Here is a 21,923-nt window from a genome sequence, read left to right on the forward strand (position 1 = left end):
CGCCGCGATCGGTCGAAGCCTTCATTGCCCGCCCCGCGCCTCAGGCAGCGCTTTCGCCTGCACCGCCTGGGCGGCTTCGACGATCAAGCGGGCCACCGGCTTCGGCTGCGAAGTCATCACCACGTGCGAAGCGCCCTTGACCACGACCGTCTTCATCGACTTCGCACGCTCGGCCATGAAAGCCAGCGCGGCAGGCGGAATGTTCTTGTCGCGATCGCCATAGATGAACCACGAAGGCACGGCCTTCCACGCGGCGGCGGGCGCGGCCTCTCCCAGCGCACCTTCGGTGATGGGGCGCTGCGACACCGCCATCGACTGGGCGAGTGCCGGCGCCACGTCGCCGGCGAACTGCTCGGCGAACTTGTCCTGGCGGATGTAGAGGTCCTTGCTCCCGTCCGGCAGCAGCACCGGCGCTGCGAGCGCCGGGCCCAGCGTGCTTCCAGGAAACTTCCCCGACAGATCGGCCGCCGACTCGCCCACCTCGGGGGCGAACGCCGCCACGAACACCAGCGCGCGGACGTTGGGCTTTCCATCTGCCGCTGCGGAGATCACGGAGCCTCCGTACGAATGGCCCACGAGGACGACCGGGCCCTGGATCGAGCCCACGATCGCCGCGACATAGTCCGCGTCCGACTTCACGCCGCGCAGCGGATTGGCGGCCGCGATGACGGGAAAGCTCCGGGCGCGGAGGTCGCGTGCCACGTCGTTCCAGCTTCCTGATTCTGCGAATGCGCCATGGACCAGCACGACGGTGGGTCGCGCGGGCGCGGCAGCCGGCGTTGCTGCGTCCGCCGGCGCCGCGAGCTGCATCGCCGCGACGCCCATGCAGGCGAAGGCGCGCAGCAGACTGGAGAACTTCTTCATGATGGTTTTTTCCTTCTGGTTCGATGAAATGGATGGCCTCGCCGGCGGTTCAACACACGCCAGAGCCGCTGCTTCGGTGCGCGCCTGCACTGGCGCACCTTTGTTTCCCCGCGCTGGTGCCGCCGCCAGCGCCTGCGGAGCAGACGTCCCAAGGGAGCGCTGCCGCATGGAGCGAGACGGCGGCGAACCGGAGCTCCGCCTTCGCCGCTTCGCCGCTCGCCACCGCGCACGCCATCGAGATGGTCAGCAGCGAAACGGCCATGTATCCCAGGCTCCAGGCACGGTCCATCGGGCTGCGCCGTGCCGCTTGCCCGGGCCCGTTGCGCGCCTGAAGAACGCGGTGTGCTGCGACCGATCGCGCCGGTGAAGGGTTGCGCTGCGTCATGGTGGTTCCTCGAGGGCGTCGCGCCCCTGTCCTCAGGACGGCTGGGGCTCCGGTGCGCGGACATCGCGGCACGGTTCGAATGCTAGGTTTCGGGTCCCGGCCGCGCTAGACATGCGGCGGGGACTGCCGTGTTGCTCGCGGGGCATCAATTCGCTATGCGCTCCCGGGGCTGCGGCACAGGGGAGCCATACGTTGAACCTGGCACCGCGGCCCAGGCCTTCGGAGACCGCTTTCACGAACCCGCCATGGACGTCGACGAGTCCGTGGACCAGGGCAAGTCCGACGCCCGATCGGCCGGCTGTCATCCCCGGCGGCCTTGTACTGCAGGCGCTGACCAACGCTTCGCGACGCGCGCCTTGTCACAAAGCAGCGTGCCCACCCGTCTTGCATGGGGGCATCGCGCTTTTCGGTCCGCAGGACCGGCCGCTCGCTGCCTCCACAACTCTTCTCACCGGACCAAAGAATGAACAAGCTTGCGATCGAGCCGCCCTCCTTCATCGGCGGCAGCGACCCGTCGGGCCGGGCCCAGGCGTCCAGGAGGCCCGCGAGTGGGTGACATGTACGAGATCGGCGTCGGCGCCCAGGCCTTTCCCGCCCAGGCACCCGTCGCCACGGCGATTGGATGGAGCGAGGTCCGTTGGCGGTTCGGCGCGTTCGTTCTCTGGGAGACCCAACGCCGGCTGGAGCGGGTCGGGCAACGCGTTCGACTGGGCCCCCGAGCGTTCGAGCTGCTGCTGCAGCTGCTCAAGCGGCGCGGCGAGGTCGTCGACAAGGAGCAACTGCTCGCCACCGTCTGGGCCGGCGTGGTGGTGGAGGAATCCAGTGTCCGTGTCCACATCTCGTCGCTTCGCAAGGCCCTGGGCAAGCCGAACGACAGCGTCAACTGCAAGGAGTGGATCTCCAACATCCCGCTGCGCGGGTATCGCTTCAACGGGACTGTGTTTCGCGAGGAAGTCGATCCCTCGAGCGCAGAGGAAGAACGCCTGCTGGCTGGTACCCTGCCCGCACCGTCGTTCACGAAGATGCCGGAACGGCTCACGCGGCTGGTCGGGCGCGGCGCCGACATGGAGCGTGTGCTGGGGGCGCTCGCCACGCGCTGGCTGGTCACCATCGTCAGTGCAGGTGGCATGGGAAAGACCCGTGCCGCTATCTGGGCGGCCGAAAGCCATTCGGAGCGCACAGGCGTTCCGCTCGCCTTCGTCGACCTTTCTCCGCTTGTCTCGCGCGCCCATGTGGCCGGCACGGTGGCGCGCGCGCTGGGCGTGCCGCCGGACGCCGTCGAGACGACGCCGGCAATCCTGCGGCGACTCGCAGGCCGGGAGGCGCTCCTGGTGATCGACAACTGCGAGCACATGCTGGATCCGCTCGCGGCGCTCGTCGCCGAACTGCTCGCGGCCTTGCCCGGCCTGTGCATCCTCGCGACGAGCCGCGAGGCGATCCGCATCGAAGGAGAGCATGTGGTTCGGCTGTGGCCCCTCGCGCTGCCGGGTGCCGGCTGCGCCGCGCTGGCCGAGGCCATGGCCTCGCCGGCGGTCGAGCTGCTGGTCGAGCGCGCGAAAGCCGCGGGCGCACGCGCATTCGGCGACGCGGACGCCGCGCAACTCGCCGCCATCGTGCGGCAGGTGGATGGCATCCCCTTGCGATCGAACTGGTGGCTGCGCGCCTGGGCGTCCAGTCGATCGGCGATCTTGCGCCGAGGCTGAACGACCACATGCGCCTCCACTCGGCAGGTAGTCGGTCGGTTCTATCCCGGCATCGGACGCTTGCGGCGGCGCTGGACTGGAGCATCGCGCTGCTCGACCATGCCGAGCTGCGGCTCTTTCGCCGGCTCTCGGTCTTCCGGGGCAGCTTCGACGTGGAGTCGGCGCTCAGCGTCACGCAGACGGACATGGAACCCGAGGTCGCGTTCGATGCGCTGATCTCGCTGGTCAACAAGTCGCTGGTGTCCTTCGACAACGGCGACACCGTCGCACCCTACCGGCTCCTCGACACCACGAGATGCTACGCGGCCGCCCGGCTCGCGCAGACCGGCGAAGCTCCGGCGCTCCAGCGTCGCCATGCACTTCTCATGCGCGAGTCGATGGACGCCGCGACCGCGGAACTGGGCGAGCTCTCCGCGCAGGACTGGACCGCGCGCTACGCGTACCGGCTGGACGACGTGCGCAGCGCGCTGGACACCTGTCTCGCGCAGCAGGACGGCTGGGAGACGGGTGCCGCACTCACGATCGCGTCCGCTCCCTTGTGGTTCCAGGTTTCCCAGGTCGAGGAGTACCGCGACCGGGTCGTGCAGGCCCGCTGGGGTGTCTGCGTCCTGCATGTCATCCGAGGCGAATACGCGGCCGCCTTGCACCAGTCGCTCGTGGAGATGCTCCTGACCCTCTGCCAGGACTGGATCGACACCGCCAGGCAGCAAGGCGCGCTGGCATGGGAGCTCAGCGCCGCTGAGGCTCCAGGCCCGGCAGGGCCGGCGGCGGGAAGCCGTGGAACTGCTGGACGAGGTCTGCAATCGTGCGCGAAGCCCCGTACGTGCACGCCCGGTCGGCCATAACAAACCTTGACACGGCTTAACTGGCCCGGGGCCGGGTTTGCGCGCAGAGTGGCCGCTTCGCTGGGGATTCAGGACGCCTGCGTCCCACAACCGAGAAGCCGCTTCATGACAACTTCTGCCCTCCCTTCGCGTTCGCCCTCTCCCATCCCTGTCGCGCAGCGCGCGGACCCGCTGGCCTCCAGCTTCGCCACGAGCTATGCGGGGGTCGTCGCTTTCATCGCGGTGGTCACGGAAGGCAGCTTCGCCCGCGCCGCCGACCGCCTGGGCATCGGCCGGTCAGCGGTGAGCCGCAGCGTCCAGAAGCTGGAGGACCAGCTCAACGTACGGCTCTTCCTGCGCACCACCCGCAGCACGACGCTCACGCGGGAAGGCGACCTCTTCTACGCCAACTGCCATGCCGGTGTCGACCGGATCGTCCAGGCGGTCGAGGAAATGCGCGATCTCCGGCAGGGCCCGCCGCGCGGCCACCTGCGCATCAGCGCGGCGGTCGCGTTCGGCCGCCGGGTCGTCGCGCCCCTTCTGGGCGACTTCCGCGCGACGTACCCGGAGATCACCATCGACCTGTTGCTGAACGACAAGCCGACCGACTTCACCTCGGACCGCGTCGACATCGCGTTCCGCAACGGCCGCATGGAAGACGCCCAGATCATCGCCAAGCAGATCATCCCGATGCAGCTGCTGCTCTGCGCCTCCCCTGCCTACCAGCAGGCGCACGGGCTGCCCACCAGCCTGGAAGGCCTGGCCGGCCATGAGTGCATCAACCTGCGTTCCTCCTCCGGACGCATCCTCGAGTGGGAGTTCAAGGTGGCAGGCCAGATGCGCAAGCTGGCCCCCGCGGCCAAGCTCACCTACAACGACGCGGACCTGGTGCTCCAGGCGGCGCTCGATGGCCACGGCATCGCCCAGCTCCCGGGCTTTCTGGCCTGCAAATCGCTGAGAACGGGCGCGCTGGTCACGTGCCTGAGCCAGTGCGCGCCCGACGACAGCGGCCACTACATCTGCTACCTGAGCCGGCAACACCTGCCTTCGCGGATGCGTGCATTCATCGATTTCATGACACAGCGGATCCGGGCCGCGGACGCGGACTGCCTCACCGATATCAGCCCGAAGCCGCGGGCCGAAACCGAGATTGGTGCCGACGCGACAACAGCGTGAGTCCCTGCGCGAGGCTACTCGCGCCCGAGTCGCGAACCTAGCATTCGAAGCGTTTTCCACGGCTTCATTCGCAACGCTCGCCCACCGTGGTCCGACGCCTCAACACAATCGCAGGAAAAACATGAAGAGCACACAGAACCCTTCGCGCCGACACCTCATTGCGACCGGCGCCGCCGTCGCTACCGGAACCCTCGCGTTCGGCATGCAGGAAGCAGCCGGCGCAGCCGCCACCCGCAACCGTTCGGTCCAGCCCCGGAGCCCCGCCACGACGAGCAGCACCATCACCACGCCCGACGGCACCCGGATCTACTACAAGGACTGGGGCGACGGCCCCGTCGTCACCTTCTCCCATGGTTGGCCGCTCAATGCCGACGCATGGGACGGGCAGATGCACTTCCTGGCACGCAACGGCTTTCGCGTCATCGCGCATGACCGCCGCGGCCATGGCCGCTCGAGCCAGTCGTCCTCCCACAACGACATGAACGGCTACGCCGACGACCTCGCGGTGCTTTTCAACACGCTCGACCTCAAGAAGGTCACGATGGTCGGCCACTCGACCGGCGGCGGCGAGGTGGTTCGCTACATCGGCCGACACGGCACTCAGCGCGTGGCCAAGGCCGTGCTCATCGGCGCGGTGCCGCCGATCATGGTGAAGTCCGCGGCGAATCCGGAAGGCCTGCCGATCGAGGTGTTCGACGGCATCCGCGCCGGTGTGGCCGGCGACCGCTCGCAGTTCTACAAGGAGTTCGCCCTTCCCTTCTACGGCGCCAACCGTCCGGGCGCGAAGGTGTCGCAAGGCGTGCTCGACCAGTTCTGGCTCTGGAGCATGCAAAGCGGCCAGAAGAACGCCTACGAGTGCATCGAGGCCTTCTCCGAGACCGACTTCACCGAAGACCTGAAGAAGATCGATGTGCCGACGCTGATCCTGCACGGCGAGGACGACCAGATCGTGCCGGTGCACGACTCCGCGAAGAAGTCGGTCCAGCTCGTCAAGGGCGCCAAGGCGATCTACTACCCGGGCGCGCCGCACGGGCTGACCACCACGCTGCAAGACAAGGTGAATGCGGATCTCCTCGCCTTCCTGAAGAGCTGAGCCGCGCCCAGCACCGACCGACCCGAGCTTGCACCTATGCTGAATCTACTGCTGCAAACCACGATCGAAGGAGATCCGGACGACTGGAACATCGCGCGCTTCAGTCGGCTGGCTTCGTTTCTCTCGCAGCTTCAGGGCGACGACGGCCGGCCCGCGTTTCGCGTGACGGCGCGCGACCGCGCGCCCCGCGCCGCCCCGGACCCCGTGCTGTCGACACTGGATGAATCGGACTTCGACCAGCTCTGGCTCTTCGCCGTGGACACCGGGGACGGCCTGACGCCGGACGATTGCGCGAGCATCAGCCGGTTCCGCCGCCGTGGCGGCGGCCTCATGGTCACGCGCGACCACATGGACCTGGGCCGTTCGATCTGCAACCTGAGCGGCGTCGGTGCCGCGCATCACTTCCACAGCCGCAACCGCGAGCCCGATGCGGGCCGTCACTGCGTCGACAATCCCTTCTCGGCCCACATCTCGTGGCCCAACTACCACTCGGGCGCCAACGGCGACTACCAGCGCATCCGTTCGGTCGGCAGCATCCATCCGGTGATGCGGGACAGGCGCTCGTCCACCGGCGTGATCCAGTACCTGCCCGCGCATCCGCACGAGGGCACCGTCAGCGCACCGCCAGGCGACTCGAGCGGCCGCGTGGTCATGGAAGGACAGAGCTCGGTATCGGGCAGGCGCTACAACATCGCGGTGGCCTTCGAGCGCTCCGAGCACGGCGGCAGGGCCATCGCCCAGTCAACCTTCCACCATTTCGCCGACTACAACTGGGACCCCTCGGCGGGCTGCCCCTCCTTCGTGACCGAGCCCCCCGGCGACGGGATCGTCCGTTTCGCCGAGGCGCTTCGCTCGACGAAGCAATACGTGCGAAACGTCGCCTTCTGGCTCAGCGCCGAACAGCCCTCCTGAGCAGAACACCGGGCACGATTCCCTCCGCTGGCCGAGCCCAGCGGCGTGATCCGGCTGACCACCGCCGTGGAGATCGCGCAGTTCGCGCTGCGCGAGATCCTTCCTGTCTTTCTGAACCGGTATCCGAAGGTGCGCTTCGTCCTCGATTTCGACAGGGGGAAGCTGCCGGAGGTGGCCCGGCTGCTCAAGAAGAACTATCCCAACGAAGTGGCCGATCTGGGGAACAACGCGGGCGCCAAGCTCGACGTGCTGCTGGAAAGCTTTTGGTGACCCGGGCCCGTGGCGCGCGTGCTCAGCGGCCGGGCCGAATGCCTCGCAACGACCGAAGAGAGGACGCCGGCTCTCTCTTTTGGCGCATGCGTTCTGTCCCGGGTCTTTCTACGCTTGGGCGATGTCAAACGCCCTCTCTCATCGAAATCACGCCGCATCGCGGCGCCGTGAACGCCGCACCATCGCATGGCTCTGCGCCGGACTCTGCTTCGTGCACCTCGGCGCCGCCGCCGCGCAGGAATTTGCCCGCCCCTCCTCCGCATTCGTACAGACGGGCTCGGCCCCCGGCACGAGAACACTGACGGTCGGACTCAGCTGGGACCTGCCCTACCGGTGGAAATTGGGGCCCGGCGACCTGAGCAGCTATCTGGAAGCTTCCTACGCGTACTGGCAGATCCAACCGCCGAACCGGGCCGGGCTTTCGCATCTGTCCCAGCTCGCGTTGACGCCGGTGCTGCGCTACCGCCCCGCGGATGGCACTTCGCCCTGGTTCTTCGAAACCGGGCTGGGCGTGACCGCCACATCGTCGGTCTACAGGACCCGTCGCAAGAGCTTCTCGACCAGCTTCAACTTCGGCACGCACCTGGCGGTCGGCCGCAGCTTCGGCGAGCAGCGCCAGCATGAGCTCGCCTTGCGCCTGGAGCATTTCTCGAACGCGGGCATCAAGCAGCCGAATCCCGGGGAGAACTTCATTCAGATCCGATACGCACGCCGCTTCTAGCAACCTCACGGCAACAAGGCATCCCGAGATGCTTCGGCCTTGTCGGCGCGCTAGCTGAACGGGCCTGCGCCGACCCGCGCGGCGGACTCCGCCGGCATACCGGTGGTCGGTGACGACTCGATTGGTGCGCCTCGCGCAACATCGTGATCCCCTGGACCGGCCTACCGCGCGGTGCCGGCCGATCCTACGATTCGTCGAACACACCAACGGAAGGTAGACCATGATCAAGATCGCAAGAAGCCTCGGGCTCACCCTGCTGTTCGCCACCGGCGCTGCAATGGCCCAACACACTGCGTCGCACGGCGCCGCCAAGGACGCCAAGATCACATCGCTCCTGACGCAGGAAATGAAGGACATCCCCGGCAAGGAAGTGCTGATGATCACGGTGGACTATCCGCCCGGCGCCACCGACCCCGTGCACCGGCACGACGCACACAGCTTCGTGTACGTGCTCGAGGGTTCGATCGTGATGGCCGTCAAGGGCGGAAAGGAAGTGACGCTGAAGGCCGGCGACACCTTCTATGAAGGCCCGGACGACATCCACACCGTGGGACGCAACGCAAGCAAGATCCGCTCCGCGAAGTTCGTGGTCATGCTCGTGAAGAACAAGGGCGCGGAGTTCTTCGTTCCAGTGAAATAGCGTTGCGCCGGGCCGTGGAACCGCTACTTCCATCCTTTGGCGACAACGACGACGCCAACGCGGTCTTCGACGCCACCGGCATCGCGGCCCGCGCCAGGCGTGCCGGCGACCTCGCACCCGACGCAACCTTGCCTGACGGCTCCGGACGGCCGGTGCGGCTCTCGGACGTGTGGCGCACGGGGCCGCTCGTGCTGGTGTTCTACCGCGGCGGATGGTGCAGCTACTGCAGCCTTCAGCTGAGGGCATGGCACCAGCGCGCGGACGATCTGGCGCGGCTCGGCGCCACGCTGCTCGCGGTCTCGCCGCAGATGTCCGAGCATTCGACGCCCGCGGCGGAAGACGCGCGTCCGGCTTTCACCGTGCTCAGCGATTCCAACCTCGAGGCCGCGAACGGCTTCGAGCTGGCCTACACGCTGCCTCCCGAACTCGTCAGCTTCTACGGTGCGGTGGGCACCGACATTCCCGTCCTGAACGGCAACGGCCTCTGGGTCTTGCCCGTTCCTGCCACCTATGTGATCGACGAGGAAGGCCGCATCCGCTTCGCGCATATCGAGGAAGACATCCGCAAGCGCGCCGAGCCCGACGACGTGCTGCGCGCGATCGAAGACCTCGTGCGGCACCGTGCCGCGGCAGCGCGGGCCTGCTAGCGTCCGCCGAATTCCGCACGCAGCGAACGCCGCGGTTGCCGGCGCGACGTTGCGGATGGCTCCCTCGCAGTGATGCCGTTTGGGAAACATGCCGTGCGCCCGAATGGATTGTTGCGCGGCGGGCAACACCGTGAAGCCCCGTGCATGCCTACCGCGCGCACCTTCGCTGGCCTACGCTGCGTACCGTCTTTCAACCTCGCCCCTCGCCGGGGCTACAAGGAGAACATCTTGAAGATCGTCGTCATCGGCGGCTCGGGCCTCATCGGTTCGAAGGTCGTCATCAAGCTGCGCGACGCCGGCCACGAGGTCGTCGCCGCATCGCCCGCCACAGGCGTCAACACCATCACCGGCGAAGGCCTGGCCGAGGCCCTCGCGGGCGCCCAGGTGGTGCTGGACGTGGCGAACTCGCCCTCGTTCGAGGACAAGGCCGTGCTCGAGTTCTTCGAAACCTCGGGGCGGAACCTGATGGCCGCGGAAGCCGCGGCGGGCGTGAAGCACCACGTCGCGCTGTCGATCGTCGGCACGGATCGCCTCGCCGGGAGCGGCTATGCCCGCGGCAAGATGGCGCAGGAAAAACTCATCCGGGAATCGACGATCCCCTACACCATCGTCCATTCGACGCAGTTCTTCGAGTTCCTCGGCGGCATCGCGCAATCGGGCACCGATGGCGATGCCGTGCGCCTCTCGCCGGCGTTCGTGCAGCCGATCGCGTCGGACGACGTCGCCGCCGCCGTGGCGGACTACACCCTGGGCACACCGGTGAACGGCGTGGTGGAGATTGCCGGGCCCGAACGGGTTCGCCTGTCCGATCTCGTGCAGCGATTTCTCGCCAGGACCAACGACCCGCGCAAGGTCATCCACGACGTGCACGCCCGCTACTTCGGCGCGGAGCTGAAGGACGACACGCTCGTGCCGGGAGCCAACCCGCGCATCGGCGCGCTCGGCTTCGAGGCATGGTTCGCGCTGCCCAAGCCTGCGCACTGAAAACGGGGCGGCCCTCGCCAGCATCGTAAGGCGCGCGGCGGCCCGAGCGAGCGTTCTTCCCAGCACCTGGAGCAAAAGCCCGGAATGTCCACGCAGAAAGATCGAGCCGCCGCCCCCGCGACTGTCGCCGGGCAATCCGGCTCATTGCAAGCGCCGCCTGTCGCTCTGCTCGACAAGTACAAGGGGCAGGAATTCGAGGGAATCTATTCGACGGCCGTCACGGTGAGCGGCGGCGAAGCGGAACACGGACGTGCCTCGGGCGTGGCCCGCTCGGACGACGGCAACCTCAACCTGGAGTTGCGGCTCCCTGCCGCGCTCGGCGGCGAAGGTGGCGGAACCAACCCGGAGCAGCTGTTCGCGGCGGCCTATGCCGCGTGCTTCCATGGCGCGCTGAACCTGCTTGCGGCGAAGAAGAAGATTCCGGTCCACGACGCCACCGTGCAGGTGTCCGTCGCTTTCGGGCGCGATCCCGTCGATGGACTCTTCATGCTCACCGCCGATGTCCGGATCGATCTGCCCGGCGTCGAGAAGAGCGTGGCCGAGGAGTTGGTGCGCAGCACCGAAAGATTCTGCCCCTACGCCAAGATGGCGCGCAACGGCATCACCAGCATCGTCGCGCTCGCGACTTAGAAATTTCCTTCCCGGCGCCACGTTTCGTCGGCATTGCGATCCCCTGCCTCGAGACAGCCTCCCGGTGCGCGATTCAACCGGAATCTCCCTGGCTCAGGCGGCGCCCGGGGCCCTCGCCCATGTGTTCTGGCGCCATCTCCTGAGCGGCGTGTCCACGAGGTGCAGGCAGATTGCGGCCATGGTGAACGAGAACGCGAGCGTCGCGCTGAGCGTCACCCACAGCGGCTGCGTATCGCGAAGCAGCAGCACCATCGGAAAGTGCCAGAGGTAGATGCCGTAGGAGAGCCTGCCGACGTACACCATCGGCCGTGACGAGAGGAACGCCGATCCCGCGTGCTCGGCGGCATGGCAGACCAGCACGAAGGCCGAGAGCTCCGCCAATGTGATGCGCAGCGTGACCGCCTCGATCTGGTGGCTCGTCGGCAGCGAAGGCATCGCAACGAGGAACAGCAATGCCACGCAGGCGATGGCGAGGGTCGGCCTCGAGACCTTGAAGCGGGTCCGGGCCGCGATGGCGCCGAGAAGGATGCCGCTCATTCGCGTGTCGAAGCTGAAATATGCTTGCGGCCAGGTCCAGTTGACGGCCACGAAGTACCGCCAGGCCGTGACCGCGAAGAAAGCCGAAACGAGCCAGCCGACCGGATGCCTGGTGCGCAGCAGGAGCGGCAGCACCAGGGGCCACAGCAGGTAGAACTTCTCCTCCACCCCGAGCGACCATGTGTGGCCGATGGTGTAGGCCATGTGCGAGAAGGCCAGCGCGTAGTCGTAGACGTAGAGCGCGGCGAGCGCGGCGGACAGCCAGCGGTCCTCCGCCGGCCAGAGGACGGGCGCCAGTCCCAGGTAGGCCGCCACCACGAGCAGCAGCGTCGGGTACAGCCGCAACGCCCGGCGGGCGTAGAAGCGGCCGATGTCGATCGCGCCGTTGCGGTACTCCGCCGCCAGCAGCGAGGTGATGAGGTAGCCGGAAAGGACGAAGAACATGTCCAGCCCCACGAATCCGCCCGCCGCACCGGGGACCTTGCCGTGGAACAGGACGACGGCAAGGATGGACAGCGCCCGAACACCGTCGAGCGCGGGGTTGTATTGCATGGTGGTCCGCCTCCGGTCAGCGAATTGCCAGGGGATCCGGTCGGCACGGCTGCAGGATCGCCGAGCCGCACTCCGGATGGCTGGCCGGGCCTTCGACGTCCTTCAGCACGCCGAACCGAACCACGGAGTCGTACCTGGCGTTGTGCAGCACGTGAAGGCGCTGCTTCTGGGTGAAGGTGTCGAACACCAGGCCGCCGGTCTGGGCCGGCGTGTCGATCCAGATCCGCAGCCGCGAGCCGCTGCGGAAGTAGTGGCCCATCTTGTTGATCTCGACGCGCGCGAGTACCGGCCGGCCGGGCAGCAGCGGCATCGGCGCGCCGGGCCGCTCCAGCCGCACCGGCAGCAGCGGTGTCGAACGCGCGGTGTCGAGCGCGCGGTTCGAAAGACGCAGCCAGCCGCGCTGCACGTAGGTTTCCTGCCCGTCCGGCCGAACCTCGGTGACAGTGACCTGCAGGTCCGCATCACCTGCGCTGGCCGTGACCCAGAGGTCGGCGCTGCCCGGACCGTAGACCATCATGTCTTCGCCGAGCGGCGGCGAGGTGTAGGCGAGACTCGTGGCTTTCCAGTCGTCGGGCAACGGCCCCCAGAAGCCGTTCCCCGCGATGTCGTTGATGGCGACCCCATGGCCCGGGTAGTCGAAGCCGTCGGCGGCTCCGGAGCCGGGTGCATCGGCGAGGGCCTGGCCCGCGTTCAGGTGGAACGCCTTGACGCTCAGGTCGTCGCTGCGGATCGGCCCCCGCTGCACCATCCAGCGCGCCTTGGGAGAAACGCGTCGCTGGAGCGCGCTGCCGCCGCCGGCTTCGGCGGTTTCCATCCACACCGTGGTGTGCGGGGTGTCGCGTTCGAACCCGTTGTGCTCGCCCTTCACGAAGCGGTCGAGGAAACGTACCGCCATCGCCTGGAATTCCGCGGCCAGGTACATGTCGTGCCGGCCGTTCGTCTGCACCGACCACAGCTTGTCCGGGTCGAGCCGCGACTGGTAGTAGCCGCTGCGCGGCGTGATGGCTTGGTCCTGGAAGGCCTCGAGCGACAGCACGGGCACCTGCACGCGGCCGGCGTGCGGCGCCAGGTCGAAGCTCCTCATGTGGTCGTCCCGCAGGGGATGCGACAGGAACAGGTGCATCACGGAGTTGGAGTCTTCGGCCGCGAGGTTCCTCGGTATCTGCGCCAGGCACTGCGCGTCGCCCTCTTCCCTCGCGGTCTGCGCGACCACCCTCTCCCAATAGGCTCGCATCGAGCGCCGGAGGGGTGTCACGAAGCCGGGCGCCGGCACGCCGCCGGGCACCAGTGCGTCACGGAAGTCCGTCAACACCATGCCGGGCACGATGGCACGGAGATGCGGGGGCCGGAACTGCGCGGTCGCGAGTTGCGACGAGCCGCCGTAGGACCAGTTGACCATGCCGACCTTGCCGTCGGACCAGGCCTGGGAAGCCGCGAATTCGACGGCTTCGGCGCCGTGCCGGCCGAGTTGCGGCCGCGTGAATTCGAGCCGGCCCGAAGAACATCCGCTGCCCGCGGCGTTGATGCCCATCACTGCATAGCCGGCCTCGACCAGCTGCTTGTCGAGCTCGACCGACATCGACGTCTTGTACTGGAGATAGGATGCGCCCCCGATCGAGCCGGCGTCGTAGCCATTGATGCTCAGGACGACGGGGAACCGGCCTGATGCCGCGGGCAGGAGCACGCTGTAGCGCAGCCTGATGCCATCGGAGGTGGTCAGATAGCCGGTGAGGCGCTTCGCCCAGAACTGCGCGGCCGGTCCCTGCGCTGGGAAATCGAAAGGCTGGGACGCCGGCAGGCCGGTGTCGGGATCCAGTGCGCCCTTTTGCCCATGCGCGGCGAATGAGCAGGCGAACGCCGCTGCGAGCGTGGCAACGGCTGTGATGAACTTCTTCATGGTTCTCGTGTTCAGGTGCTTGCTGAGCCAGCGTTGGGCGGGAGCAATGTTAGGACATCCCCGCGTTGTCGGCGGTGCTGCACATGACACCCTGGCGCGCCGCGCACCGGTCCGCGCACGTTGGATTTGACGCTGTCGGCCGGATGCGCCATCTGCGATGAGGGAAGGCTATGCCCAGGAGGGTCGCTCGATGTCCATTGCGTTCTCCCATTGCGGCAGTGCCGAGGGCGACGCAAAGCTCAGACGCCGATGCCCCGCACTGGCGCCTGCGCAAGCGGGTGCCACACCGTGCCCGTGCCGCTTGCCCTGACGAGCCGCTCGAGGAATTGCAGCGGCAGTTGCTCGCCAGGCGGGTGAGAGCAAAGCATCCCTTTCGGCGTGACATGCGTCACCACCATTGCCGCACCATACCCCGCGAGCTTGTCGAATGCCTCGGCGACAAACGGCGGCATTTCTGGCTGGGTCACTTCGATCCAGATGGTGACATTCGGCTTCGACCGGCTAGCCGCCTGGATGGCTTCTGCCAGCAGCTCGGCCGCCCTTCCTGTCGCCATTGCAGCTGCGGATCCAGGGGCGCTGATGGTCATGCGCATCAATGGGAAGTCGGGGTCAGGCACACCACTCGAAAGTGCCTGGGCCTTGGCTTGTTCTTCCTTCGTTCCCCCGAGCACGAGATCTTCCCAGGAGCCATCCGAGTGAAAGACGCGAAGGGCAATGCAGTTCAGCGAGCCGAATTCCGCTTCATGCAGGAGTTCGCGCAGCAGCGCGACGGCCGCGTCCTTGCCGAGAACTGCGCTTCTTCGGATCATTTCGGGCCCTGCCCAGGTGCGCTGAAGACCAGGGCCGGCTGACCAATGTGGGCGACTGGGGCCGGCGGAAAGCGGGTCGACGCCGCCTGATTGCGGGTGGCCATGGTCCGGCATCCCCTACCACCTGTGGCCGTGCGCGAAGCGCCGGCCACCCATACAAAGTCTTGGATGTGATTTCTTCCCATGACGAAATATCGTACCTGACCGAGGCGGCAGAACCGGCGGGGCTGGATTCTGGAAACCACCGAGTAGGCAGGGTACGTAACTAAGAGTACGATTAATGTGAAATTATCACATTTAGTTCGTACGATGAACGACTGGGCCCATTCCGTAGCCTCCACAGATCTGGGACGAAGGATCGCGGCGATCAACGCGGCCGTGAGGGAACTCTCCGAGGAGGCCGAGCGCCTTCGCGAGGAAGCGCGGCGCCTCCGGGCCCTGCACGCGAGAGTCCATCTGGGGAGTCGGATGCCGCTCTGGTTCTTGATGCGGCTGCAGCACGAAAATTTTCCGGTTCGAGTCGCTGAACCCGGAGAGATCCGATACGTCTCCGTGCTTACAGCCACTGGTCTGATCGAGGCCGAGATCGACCCCCTGGAAGCCACGGCGCCCTACGCGGCGTCACAGCTGGCCACGGTGATCCGCATCACCGAGCATGGGCGCGCCGAGATCGCGAGGATCGAGGACATGCCAAAGCCCGCAGCAACCTCAATGCAAATGGGTCGAGAACTGCGTTGATGTGATCTCGTCAAGGCTTCGATCGGCAGCGCAATACGAAAGCTGTGGACTGCCTTTCTCAAAGGAGGCGGCTGATTCGCCGAGCCGCCAAATATCGACACAGACTGAAAGGTCCACCATGCTTCTATTCGCCGACCTCAGCCTCGACCAAACCAATCGGGGGTGCGTGCGCGGGAGGACAGGCTTGAATCTCACCTCGAAGGAGTTCGACCTGCTGCTCACTCTGCTGCGCCGACAGGGCCAGATCGTCTCTCGCGCCACATTGGCCGAAGAAGTATGGGGCTCAAAGTCGAAAGTCGATGCCAACCTGATCCAGGTGACCGTCCAGCGCCTGCGCAGCAAGCTGGATGGTCCGTTCGCCGCCAAGCTGCTGCACACCGTGTACGGGGTCGGCTATGTCCTGGAAGACGCCGCTCGGGTTTCGAAATTGGTCTCATGAGCCTCGCCCAGAACGAACATCGCCGATCGGCCGAACGTGCTGGCCTCTCGTTCACGCGTCGCGATGGCCGCCAGCGGCAACGGCACAGCGCGCAGGATGCAACCTTGCTGCCCACCAAGCAATACGCCCGCCTCGCAGACATCGACGCGGGCCGGTACACCGGCGTCGAGATCGAGGCCTTGGCGATGGCCCCGTCCCATGCTGACGCGGCAGGCGCGGCAGGCGCGGCAGGGGCATTGAAGGTTTTCGCATCGGCAGACGAGGGCCCCATTGCGATGTATTCGGTGTTCCTGCGCTCAGGAGCCGGCGCTTCCGAGCGGATCGGCGACTTTGCCACCTGCGTCGAGGCGCTCGACTACGCCGAGTCGATCATGACGTTTCAACGGGACCGTGGAATTCATTGGACACGAGGCGGCAAAATCTTTGACCTCTACTGCGTGTCGAGTCACGCGGATGAGCTGCGCTTTCTCGCACGAGCGTCAAAGAGCGGCGCACTCGAGTGGACCGCGGACCCCGCGGAGGCGATGGTATTCAACCGATCTGCAGGCCACGGCCAGCGTCCCGACGCGTTCCTGCCGGAGAGCAGGTTTCGCAAGCACCCCTGGCTGGCAGCGCAGGCGCAGTACGCGCAACGTCGAAACCTCGGAGCGACGCCGACGGCATCCGCCATGGCGGTGCTTGTCAAAACCATGCCCACGCATCCCTTGGGCGCCTCGTTTGCAGAGCTGCAGGTGGACGAGGCATTCACCCTGAGGCTGCTGCGGTTGCAGCGGCTTTGCATCAGCAAAAGGCTCGGCGAGGTTCGCGTGGATGCAGCACCCAAAAGATGGGGGCCAGGCGAGGTCCGCGCCGAACTGGGTTTGTCGGGCGATCAATTGATCGTCACCCAGGCAACGTTCCAGTTTGTGGCGCAGGCCATGGGCACATGCGTCAGCGCCGAGACCTGCCCGCAGAACATCGTCGGGTTCCTTCGAACGGTGCGTGCGCATCCTCCGGATCGTGGAACACTGGTGATGGAAGAAGATGACTGCGGCGACCTGGCAAAAGGTACCGACTGAGGCGATTGGCATGGGGAGGACACAGCTGGAGAGCGACACCGATAGCTTGACCTGCCAGCCCACCCACGACGCGCTGACGGGGCTGCCGACCCGCGCCTTGCTGGAGGATCGCCTCAAGCAGGCCATCTCATCTCTTATGCAAATCGATACGGCCGGCTGACGGCCGTGGTCGAAATTTGGGGCGAGAGCAACTCGCAAGAGAACGGTCTGGTGGGTGCGCACGGCTGCCACCCAACAGGGAGTTCCTCCCGCGGATTGACGGACACCCAGACGATCGCCTCCACCACCATCTCGGGTGGGTCGAGCGCCACCGTGTTCGGCTGTCGCCCGGTGTAGTTGCCTGCGTGCACGAAGAACGGCGTGTCCGCCGCCCAGGGCATCACCGTGGCAACGTGCACGCCCGAAAGGCGAGCCAACCGAAGCTCTTCGTTGAGCGCGCGGCCAAGTGCCAGCACACCGGCCTTGGAAGCCGCGTACGAAGCTTCGTAGGCAAGCGGTGCTTCGAGAACCGCAAGCCCATGCCGCGCGCGGCCTACTACAAAGGCTAGGCCGGCGCCTTCCGCGAAGTGGCGAGCGGGCGCGATGCGCAGGCACGCCAGTTGCCACGCTTTCATCCATGCACATAGGCCCCCTTTACGAGCAAGCGGTCGAACTGACCCCCAGGGCGGCGCGGATTGCCGCTCTTCTTCTCGTCGGCGACGAGAACATTCCGGCGATCCTCCGGCGTTCGCTGGGAATCGCCCTGTCTGCCTCCGGCCGCCCTGAAAACGATTCACCCGCTCCGCGCAGGCCTGATGATCCGGACAGCGCCGCAGCGCAACGCTTCGTCGCGGCCTGCCGGGATGTGGCACGGCACCTGCCCGCGAGCCACTGAAGGCTGAACAGGATGAAGGCGCCGACGGTATCCCTGTCATTGCCTCGTCTGGCGTACGCCTCTTCACACCAAGTTAGGCCAAGTCAGGGAATCGCAGTTGCAAGCGTCTCGCGCGAGCGAGGCGCGTGGGCACCCGCGTGGGCACCAGCAAGAACCGCCAGCGCGAGGCGACCGAAGGTCCAACCCGCGCGCGTACGACATGGCCCTCAGCGCTGTTCCTACATCCGAGAATTCGCCAGCAACAAGCATGGAAGCCGACTCGACGGACAACCATCACGGAGTGACACCATGACCAAGAAGCAGACTTTCCTGCGCCAGGAACAAAGCCGCGACAAGCATCCCGAGCGCGACCAGGTCGGCAGCCCGGCCAAGGCCGCAACAGCGGCAGGCGCCGCGCGCGGTACCCCGGAGGCCGATGCGCAGACACCGCACAGCGGCAAGCTCGCGAACGACCACAACAAGATGGGGCAGACACAGCCGACGCAGCTCAACCAGGGCCGGCGCACGCCCGCGAGCCGGCACGACCGCCAGACGATGGGGGCCGGGCCGCAGAACCAGATCTCGGCGCGCAAGGGCGGCGGGGGCGCCGGGCGTACGCCACGCGGCGCGGGCTGAGGCCCGCCCGCCCTCTGATGGAAACCGGTCCCGCCAAGGCATGCCGGAGCGCCTCGCGCCGAAAGACCCTGGCCGCGTCCGCTCGGTCTGGGTTGCACTTCATGCGCAGGAGTGCCCGAGGCGCCTCGTAGCGGGATGGACTTGGCGACTGCGCTGCCCTGCCCAGCCCTGCATCAAGAAACGCCATCGGGGAGCCGCACTCGCTGACGGCCCTAAGAGCCTTTTGAGGCGACCTGCCGTTCAAGCGTCTCGTTCACGGCCTTCAACTTTTCCTCGGCCAACCTGAGCTTGTCTTTGAGTTGGTCTGTTTGTTCGATCGCTTGGCCGACGTCGGGGTGCAGAGTCTCTTTAGGCACTTCACTGTCCAGCACAGCATGGACGACGGAAAGATCCTCTGCGGCACCCTGGACCACCTCGGTCGCGTGTTTGTTCTTCTCGAGCGCCTTGGCCAGGTCAGCGGGGGGTTTATCAGTGGGATTGGAGGATGGGTGGGACACGACACATCTTTCATCAGAGAAATCCAAATGCTAGCTCGCATTCATGGACGACTCGGCAGCTCCCGTGATGTCAAGCTTTTGGCCTACACAGTCGACTGAACCGCTGTGTATAAACGCTGACACTAGCAACTTATAGCAACAAGCGCGCAGAGCAACGCCGCTCCAACGTCATGCCGCTTCAGACGGTTCTCATCGAGGACAGCAACACCATCAGAGAGGCTCTGATTCCGGCACTGGCCGACCTTGCCGATGCAGAAGTTGTTGCTGTTGCCGAGACTGCGAGCGAAGCTGCTGCGGTCCTCGAAAAGCTCGGCAACACCTGGGACTTGGCCGTGGTGGATCTGTTCTTGCGAGAGGGGTCGGGCCTCACGGTGCTCCGAGCGTGCAAGGAGCGGGCCCCGCACCAGAGGATGGTTGTGTTGACGAACTATCCGACCGAAGAGATGCGTCGTCACAGCCTGGAGTTGGGCGCCGACGCTCTTTTCGACAAGTCGAACCAGCTCGATCTCTTCTTTGAGTGGTGCCTTCGGATTGATATTCCACGTTCCTCCTGACCGAGTTCGGCGATCTGCCAGATGGCTTTTCGCCCTCTGCTTGGCGGAGAGGACCGCGGGAGGACAGGCTTGAATCTCACCACGAAGAAATTCGACCTGGTGGCACTCTGCTGCGCCGACGCCGAACCGCAAAGAAAAACCTGTGTGAGTTGGTCACCGCGACAGGCCGAGTCGATGCTTTCGCCGCTCACTCCCACTCGATCGTCGCAGGCGGCTTGCTCGACACGTCGTAGGTCACGCGATTGATGCCGCGCACTTCGTTGATGATGCGGCCCGACACCTTCTTGAGCAGCGCGTACGGCAGCTCGGCCCAGTCGGCGGTCATGAAGTCGCTGGTCTGCACGGCGCGCAGTGCGACCACGTAGTCATAGGTACGGCCGTCGCCCATCACGCCCACGCTCTTCACGGGCAGGAACACGGTAAACGCCTGGCTCGTGAGGTCGTACCAGCTCTTGCCGGTGGCGTCGTCCTTGAAGTTGCGCAGTTCCTCGATGAAGATCGCGTCGGCGCGGCGCAGCAGGTCGGCGTATTCCTTCTTCACTTCGCCAAGAATTCGCACGCCCAGGCCCGGGCCGGGGAACGGATGGCGGTACACCATCTCGGGCGGCAGGCCGAGCGCCACGCCGAGCTCGCGCACCTCGTCCTTGAACAGGTCGCGCAGCGGCTCGAGCAGCTTCAGGCCGAGCTGCTCGGGCAGGCCGCCGACGTTGTGGTGACTCTTGATGGTGACGGCCTTTTTGCTCTTGGCACCGCCCGACTCGATGACGTCGGGGTAGATCGTGCCCTGCGCAAGGAACGTGGCGCCCTTGTGCCCACCGTCGCCTGCCTTGAGCTTGGCGGCTTCCTGCTTGAACACGGTAACGAACTCGCCACCGATGATCTTGCGCTTGGCTTCGGGGTCGCTCACGCCCGCGAGCTTGCCGAGGAACAGGTCGCTGGCATCGACGCGAATCACCTTCGCGTGCAGCTTGCCTTCGAACATCTCCATGACCATGTCGCCTTCGTTCAGGCGCAGGAGGCCGTGGTCGACGAACACGCAGGTCAGCTGGTCGCCGATGGCGCGGTGAATGAGCGCGGCAGCCACGCTCGAATCGACACCGCCCGAGAGGCCGAGGATGACTTCTTCATCGCCCACCTGCTCGCGGATTTTCTGCACGGCTTCGGCGATGTGATCGCGCATGACCCAGTCGGGCTTGGCTTCGCAGATGCCGAGCACGAAGCGATCGATGATCGCCTTGCCTTGCACCGTGTGCGTGACTTCGGGGTGGAACTGCAGCGCGTAGTAGCGGCGCGCCTCGTCGGCCATGCCGGCGATGGGGCAGCTGTCGGTGCTGGCCATGAGCTTGAAGCCCGGCGGCAGTTCGGTGACCTTGTCGCCATGGCTCATCCACACATTGAGCATGCCGTGGCCTTCGGGCGTGGTGAAGTCGGCGATGTCTTTCAAGAGCGCGGTGTGGCCATGCGCGCGCACGGCCGCGAAGCCGAACTCGCGCTTGTGGCCGCCCTCGACCTTGCCGCCCAGCTGGTGCGCCATGGTCTGCATGCCGTAGCAGATGCCGAGCACCGGAATGCCGAGGTCGAACACGGCTTGCGGGCACTTGTCGGTGGTCTCTTCATAAACGCTGGCGTGGCTGCCCGAAAGAATCACGCCTTTGAGGTGGCCGTCGGCTGCGTATTCGCGCACCCATTCGTCGGTCACGTCGCAGGGGTGCACTTCGCTGAGCACATGCGCCTCGCGCACACGGCGTGCGATGAGCTGGGTGACTTGCGAGCCGAAATCGAGGATGAGGATCTTGTCGTGTTGCATGGCGAGGGGACTCAGAGCGTTGAAATGTCGAACAGCTTCACGCCCGCTTTGGGCGCTGCCTGGATGAGGTGCTCGTCGAAGGTGGCGAGCGGGAGATTGAGCGATTTGGCGAGCCAGAGGTAGCCCGCATCGTAGAGCGACACGCCGGCATCGATGGCCACCGCGAGCACCGCCTTGTGCTGGGCCGGCGCGAGTTCGTGCAGCTCGACGCGGTGGCGGATGGCGTCGAGCACGCTCCACAGCCCTTCGACCGCGGACATCGGAATGCGGCCGCTGCGCACGCCATTGGCGAGGATGTTGGCGCACTCCCATTGCCACGCGTTGGGCGCCTGTGGCTCGACCTCGTCGCGGCGGATGGCGGCGTAGAGCTTGCGGGTGTGTTCGCTGGCTTGGTCGGGCAGCAGCCAGGCGGCGGTGACGGAGGCGTCCATGACGAAGGCTGTCACGATCGGCGCCCTTCGCCCTGCAGTTCACGCACGGAGAGGCCGGGCTGGATGGTGGCGTGCAGCGCGTCGATCTGCCCGAGTTCGCGCGCGATCTGCTCGTCGGTGATGACGGGCTTGCGCCGCACCGGCAGCATGCGCACGACTTCCTTGCCGTGGCGGGTGATGCGAACCTCCTCGCCCTTTTCGACGAGGTCGATCAGGGCCGAGAAGTTGTTCTTGGCTTCAGCGATACCGATGGATTGCATTTGGGC

General features: G+C 66.3%; 27 protein-coding genes. 17 read left to right on the forward strand and 10 right to left on the reverse strand.

Translation table 11 applies throughout. From position 1 onward, the window contains the following. Positions 1-21: 21 nt before the first annotated feature. Complete coding sequence (locus QFZ42_RS12075) at positions 22-864, reverse strand: alpha/beta fold hydrolase (protein ID WP_307701178.1); 843 nt, start codon at positions 862-864, stop codon at positions 22-24. 49 nt (positions 865-913) lie between these two features. After that, on the reverse strand, positions 914-1,249 hold the full coding sequence (locus QFZ42_RS12080) for a hypothetical protein (RefSeq protein ID WP_307701179.1): 336 nt from the start codon (positions 1,247-1,249) through the stop codon (positions 914-916). 557 nt (positions 1,250-1,806) lie between these two features. On the opposite strand from QFZ42_RS12080, the gene QFZ42_RS12085 reads away from it, so the two are divergent. The 11 genes from QFZ42_RS12085 to QFZ42_RS12135 all read left to right on the forward strand — a co-directional run bounded on the left by QFZ42_RS12085 (position 1,807) and on the right by QFZ42_RS12135 (position 10,849). Further along, positions 1,807-2,952 (forward strand): winged helix-turn-helix domain-containing protein, encoded by a 1,146-nt coding sequence (locus QFZ42_RS12085; protein WP_307704223.1) that lies wholly within the window; start codon positions 1,807-1,809, stop codon positions 2,950-2,952. An 8-nt stretch (positions 2,953-2,960) separates the two neighbouring features. Next, positions 2,961-3,797: a hypothetical protein gene (locus QFZ42_RS12090; RefSeq protein WP_307701180.1), complete on the forward strand. Its 837-nt coding sequence runs from the start codon at positions 2,961-2,963 to the stop codon at positions 3,795-3,797. A gap of 105 nt (positions 3,798-3,902) precedes the next feature. Further along, positions 3,903-4,952 carry a LysR family transcriptional regulator gene (locus QFZ42_RS12095; protein ID WP_307701181.1) on the forward strand — a complete coding sequence of 350 codons (1,050 nt, stop codon included), beginning with the start codon at positions 3,903-3,905 and terminating at the stop codon, positions 4,950-4,952. Positions 4,953-5,073: 121 nt separating this feature from the next. Continuing rightward, entirely contained in the window at positions 5,074-6,045 is a 972-nt protein-coding gene (locus QFZ42_RS12100) for an alpha/beta fold hydrolase (RefSeq protein WP_307701182.1), read from the forward strand. Positions 6,046-6,081: 36 nt separating this feature from the next. Continuing rightward, positions 6,082-6,957: a hypothetical protein gene (locus QFZ42_RS12105; protein WP_307701183.1), complete on the forward strand. Its 876-nt coding sequence runs from the start codon at positions 6,082-6,084 to the stop codon at positions 6,955-6,957. Between the two features lie 45 nt (positions 6,958-7,002). Further along, complete coding sequence (locus QFZ42_RS28320; RefSeq protein ID WP_373423329.1) at positions 7,003-7,227, forward strand: hypothetical protein; 225 nt, start codon at positions 7,003-7,005, stop codon at positions 7,225-7,227. Positions 7,228-7,348: 121 nt separating this feature from the next. Beyond that, positions 7,349-7,948, forward strand: a complete 600-nt coding sequence (locus tag QFZ42_RS12115; protein WP_307701184.1) for an acyloxyacyl hydrolase — start codon at positions 7,349-7,351, stop codon at positions 7,946-7,948. Positions 7,949-8,168: 220 nt separating this feature from the next. Further along, complete coding sequence (locus QFZ42_RS12120; RefSeq protein WP_307701185.1) at positions 8,169-8,588, forward strand: cupin domain-containing protein; 420 nt, start codon at positions 8,169-8,171, stop codon at positions 8,586-8,588. A gap of 14 nt (positions 8,589-8,602) precedes the next feature. Next, positions 8,603-9,235: a peroxiredoxin-like family protein gene (locus QFZ42_RS12125; RefSeq protein ID WP_307701186.1), complete on the forward strand. Its 633-nt coding sequence runs from the start codon at positions 8,603-8,605 to the stop codon at positions 9,233-9,235. A gap of 228 nt (positions 9,236-9,463) precedes the next feature. Then, a complete protein-coding gene (locus QFZ42_RS12130; RefSeq protein WP_307701187.1) occupies positions 9,464-10,219 on the forward strand; it encodes an SDR family oxidoreductase in 756 nt (251 codons plus the stop codon). A gap of 84 nt (positions 10,220-10,303) precedes the next feature. Next, positions 10,304-10,849 (forward strand): Ohr family peroxiredoxin, encoded by a 546-nt coding sequence (locus QFZ42_RS12135; RefSeq protein WP_307701188.1) that lies wholly within the window; start codon positions 10,304-10,306, stop codon positions 10,847-10,849. Positions 10,850-10,942: 93 nt separating this feature from the next. Here the strand turns inward: QFZ42_RS12135 and QFZ42_RS12140 are convergent, their stop codons facing one another. The 3 genes from QFZ42_RS12140 to QFZ42_RS12150 all read right to left on the reverse strand — a co-directional run bounded on the left by QFZ42_RS12140 (position 10,943) and on the right by QFZ42_RS12150 (position 14,644). After that, positions 10,943-11,938, reverse strand: coding sequence for an acyltransferase family protein (locus QFZ42_RS12140; RefSeq protein WP_307701189.1), 996 nt, complete (start codon positions 11,936-11,938; stop codon positions 10,943-10,945). A gap of 16 nt (positions 11,939-11,954) precedes the next feature. Next, positions 11,955-13,835: a CocE/NonD family hydrolase gene (locus QFZ42_RS12145; protein ID WP_307701190.1), complete on the reverse strand. Its 1,881-nt coding sequence runs from the start codon at positions 13,833-13,835 to the stop codon at positions 11,955-11,957. Positions 13,836-14,074: 239 nt separating this feature from the next. Next, positions 14,075-14,644 carry a hypothetical protein gene (locus tag QFZ42_RS12150; protein WP_307701191.1) on the reverse strand — a complete coding sequence of 190 codons (570 nt, stop codon included), beginning with the start codon at positions 14,642-14,644 and terminating at the stop codon, positions 14,075-14,077. 309 nt (positions 14,645-14,953) lie between these two features. On the opposite strand from QFZ42_RS12150, the gene QFZ42_RS12155 reads away from it, so the two are divergent. From QFZ42_RS12155 to QFZ42_RS12165, 3 genes are all read left to right on the forward strand, one after another. Continuing rightward, positions 14,954-15,382 (forward strand): hypothetical protein, encoded by a 429-nt coding sequence (locus QFZ42_RS12155; RefSeq protein WP_307701192.1) that lies wholly within the window; start codon positions 14,954-14,956, stop codon positions 15,380-15,382. Between the two features lie 118 nt (positions 15,383-15,500). After that, positions 15,501-15,821, forward strand: coding sequence for a winged helix-turn-helix domain-containing protein (locus QFZ42_RS12160; RefSeq protein WP_307701193.1), 321 nt, complete (start codon positions 15,501-15,503; stop codon positions 15,819-15,821). Continuing rightward, complete coding sequence (locus QFZ42_RS12165; protein WP_307701194.1) at positions 15,818-16,879, forward strand: hypothetical protein; 1,062 nt, start codon at positions 15,818-15,820, stop codon at positions 16,877-16,879. Before QFZ42_RS12160 ends, QFZ42_RS12165 begins: the two co-directional genes overlap by 4 nt. A 134-nt stretch (positions 16,880-17,013) precedes the next feature. Here QFZ42_RS12165 and QFZ42_RS12170 read toward each other — a convergent pair whose 3' ends face one another. Further along, positions 17,014-17,493, reverse strand: a complete 480-nt coding sequence (locus QFZ42_RS12170; protein WP_307701195.1) for a hypothetical protein — start codon at positions 17,491-17,493, stop codon at positions 17,014-17,016. A gap of 2 nt (positions 17,494-17,495) precedes the next feature. Between QFZ42_RS12170 and QFZ42_RS12175 the strand changes: the two genes are divergently transcribed. After that, positions 17,496-17,753, forward strand: coding sequence for a hypothetical protein (locus QFZ42_RS12175; RefSeq protein ID WP_307701196.1), 258 nt, complete (start codon positions 17,496-17,498; stop codon positions 17,751-17,753). A 288-nt stretch (positions 17,754-18,041) separates the two neighbouring features. Beyond that, a complete protein-coding gene (locus tag QFZ42_RS12180; RefSeq protein ID WP_307701197.1) occupies positions 18,042-18,368 on the forward strand; it encodes a hypothetical protein in 327 nt (108 codons plus the stop codon). Positions 18,369-18,580: 212 nt separating this feature from the next. On the opposite strand, the gene QFZ42_RS12185 is transcribed toward QFZ42_RS12180, so the two are convergent. Continuing rightward, positions 18,581-18,865: a hypothetical protein gene (locus QFZ42_RS12185; protein WP_307701198.1), complete on the reverse strand. Its 285-nt coding sequence runs from the start codon at positions 18,863-18,865 to the stop codon at positions 18,581-18,583. Between the two features lie 170 nt (positions 18,866-19,035). Here QFZ42_RS12185 and QFZ42_RS12190 point away from each other — a divergent pair, with 170 nt between their 5' ends. After that, positions 19,036-19,419, forward strand: coding sequence for a response regulator transcription factor (locus QFZ42_RS12190; RefSeq protein ID WP_307701199.1), 384 nt, complete (start codon positions 19,036-19,038; stop codon positions 19,417-19,419). 187 nt (positions 19,420-19,606) lie between these two features. Here QFZ42_RS12190 and guaA read toward each other — a convergent pair whose 3' ends face one another. Genes guaA through QFZ42_RS12205 form a run of 3 tightly spaced genes read right to left on the reverse strand, consistent with a single transcriptional unit; the run spans position 19,607 to position 21,917 of the window. After that, positions 19,607-21,226 (reverse strand): glutamine-hydrolyzing GMP synthase, encoded by a 1,620-nt coding sequence (guaA, locus tag QFZ42_RS12195; RefSeq protein WP_307701200.1) that lies wholly within the window; start codon positions 21,224-21,226, stop codon positions 19,607-19,609. 11 nt (positions 21,227-21,237) lie between these two features. Continuing rightward, complete coding sequence (locus tag QFZ42_RS12200) at positions 21,238-21,657, reverse strand: type II toxin-antitoxin system VapC family toxin (RefSeq protein ID WP_307704224.1); 420 nt, start codon at positions 21,655-21,657, stop codon at positions 21,238-21,240. Between the two features lie 11 nt (positions 21,658-21,668). Next, positions 21,669-21,917 carry a type II toxin-antitoxin system Phd/YefM family antitoxin gene (locus tag QFZ42_RS12205; RefSeq protein WP_307701201.1) on the reverse strand — a complete coding sequence of 83 codons (249 nt, stop codon included), beginning with the start codon at positions 21,915-21,917 and terminating at the stop codon, positions 21,669-21,671. Positions 21,918-21,923 lie beyond the last annotated feature (6 nt).

The sequence above is a fragment of the Variovorax paradoxus genome, from assembly GCF_030815855.1.
Taxonomy (GTDB): domain Bacteria; phylum Pseudomonadota; class Gammaproteobacteria; order Burkholderiales; family Burkholderiaceae_C; genus Variovorax; species Variovorax paradoxus_M.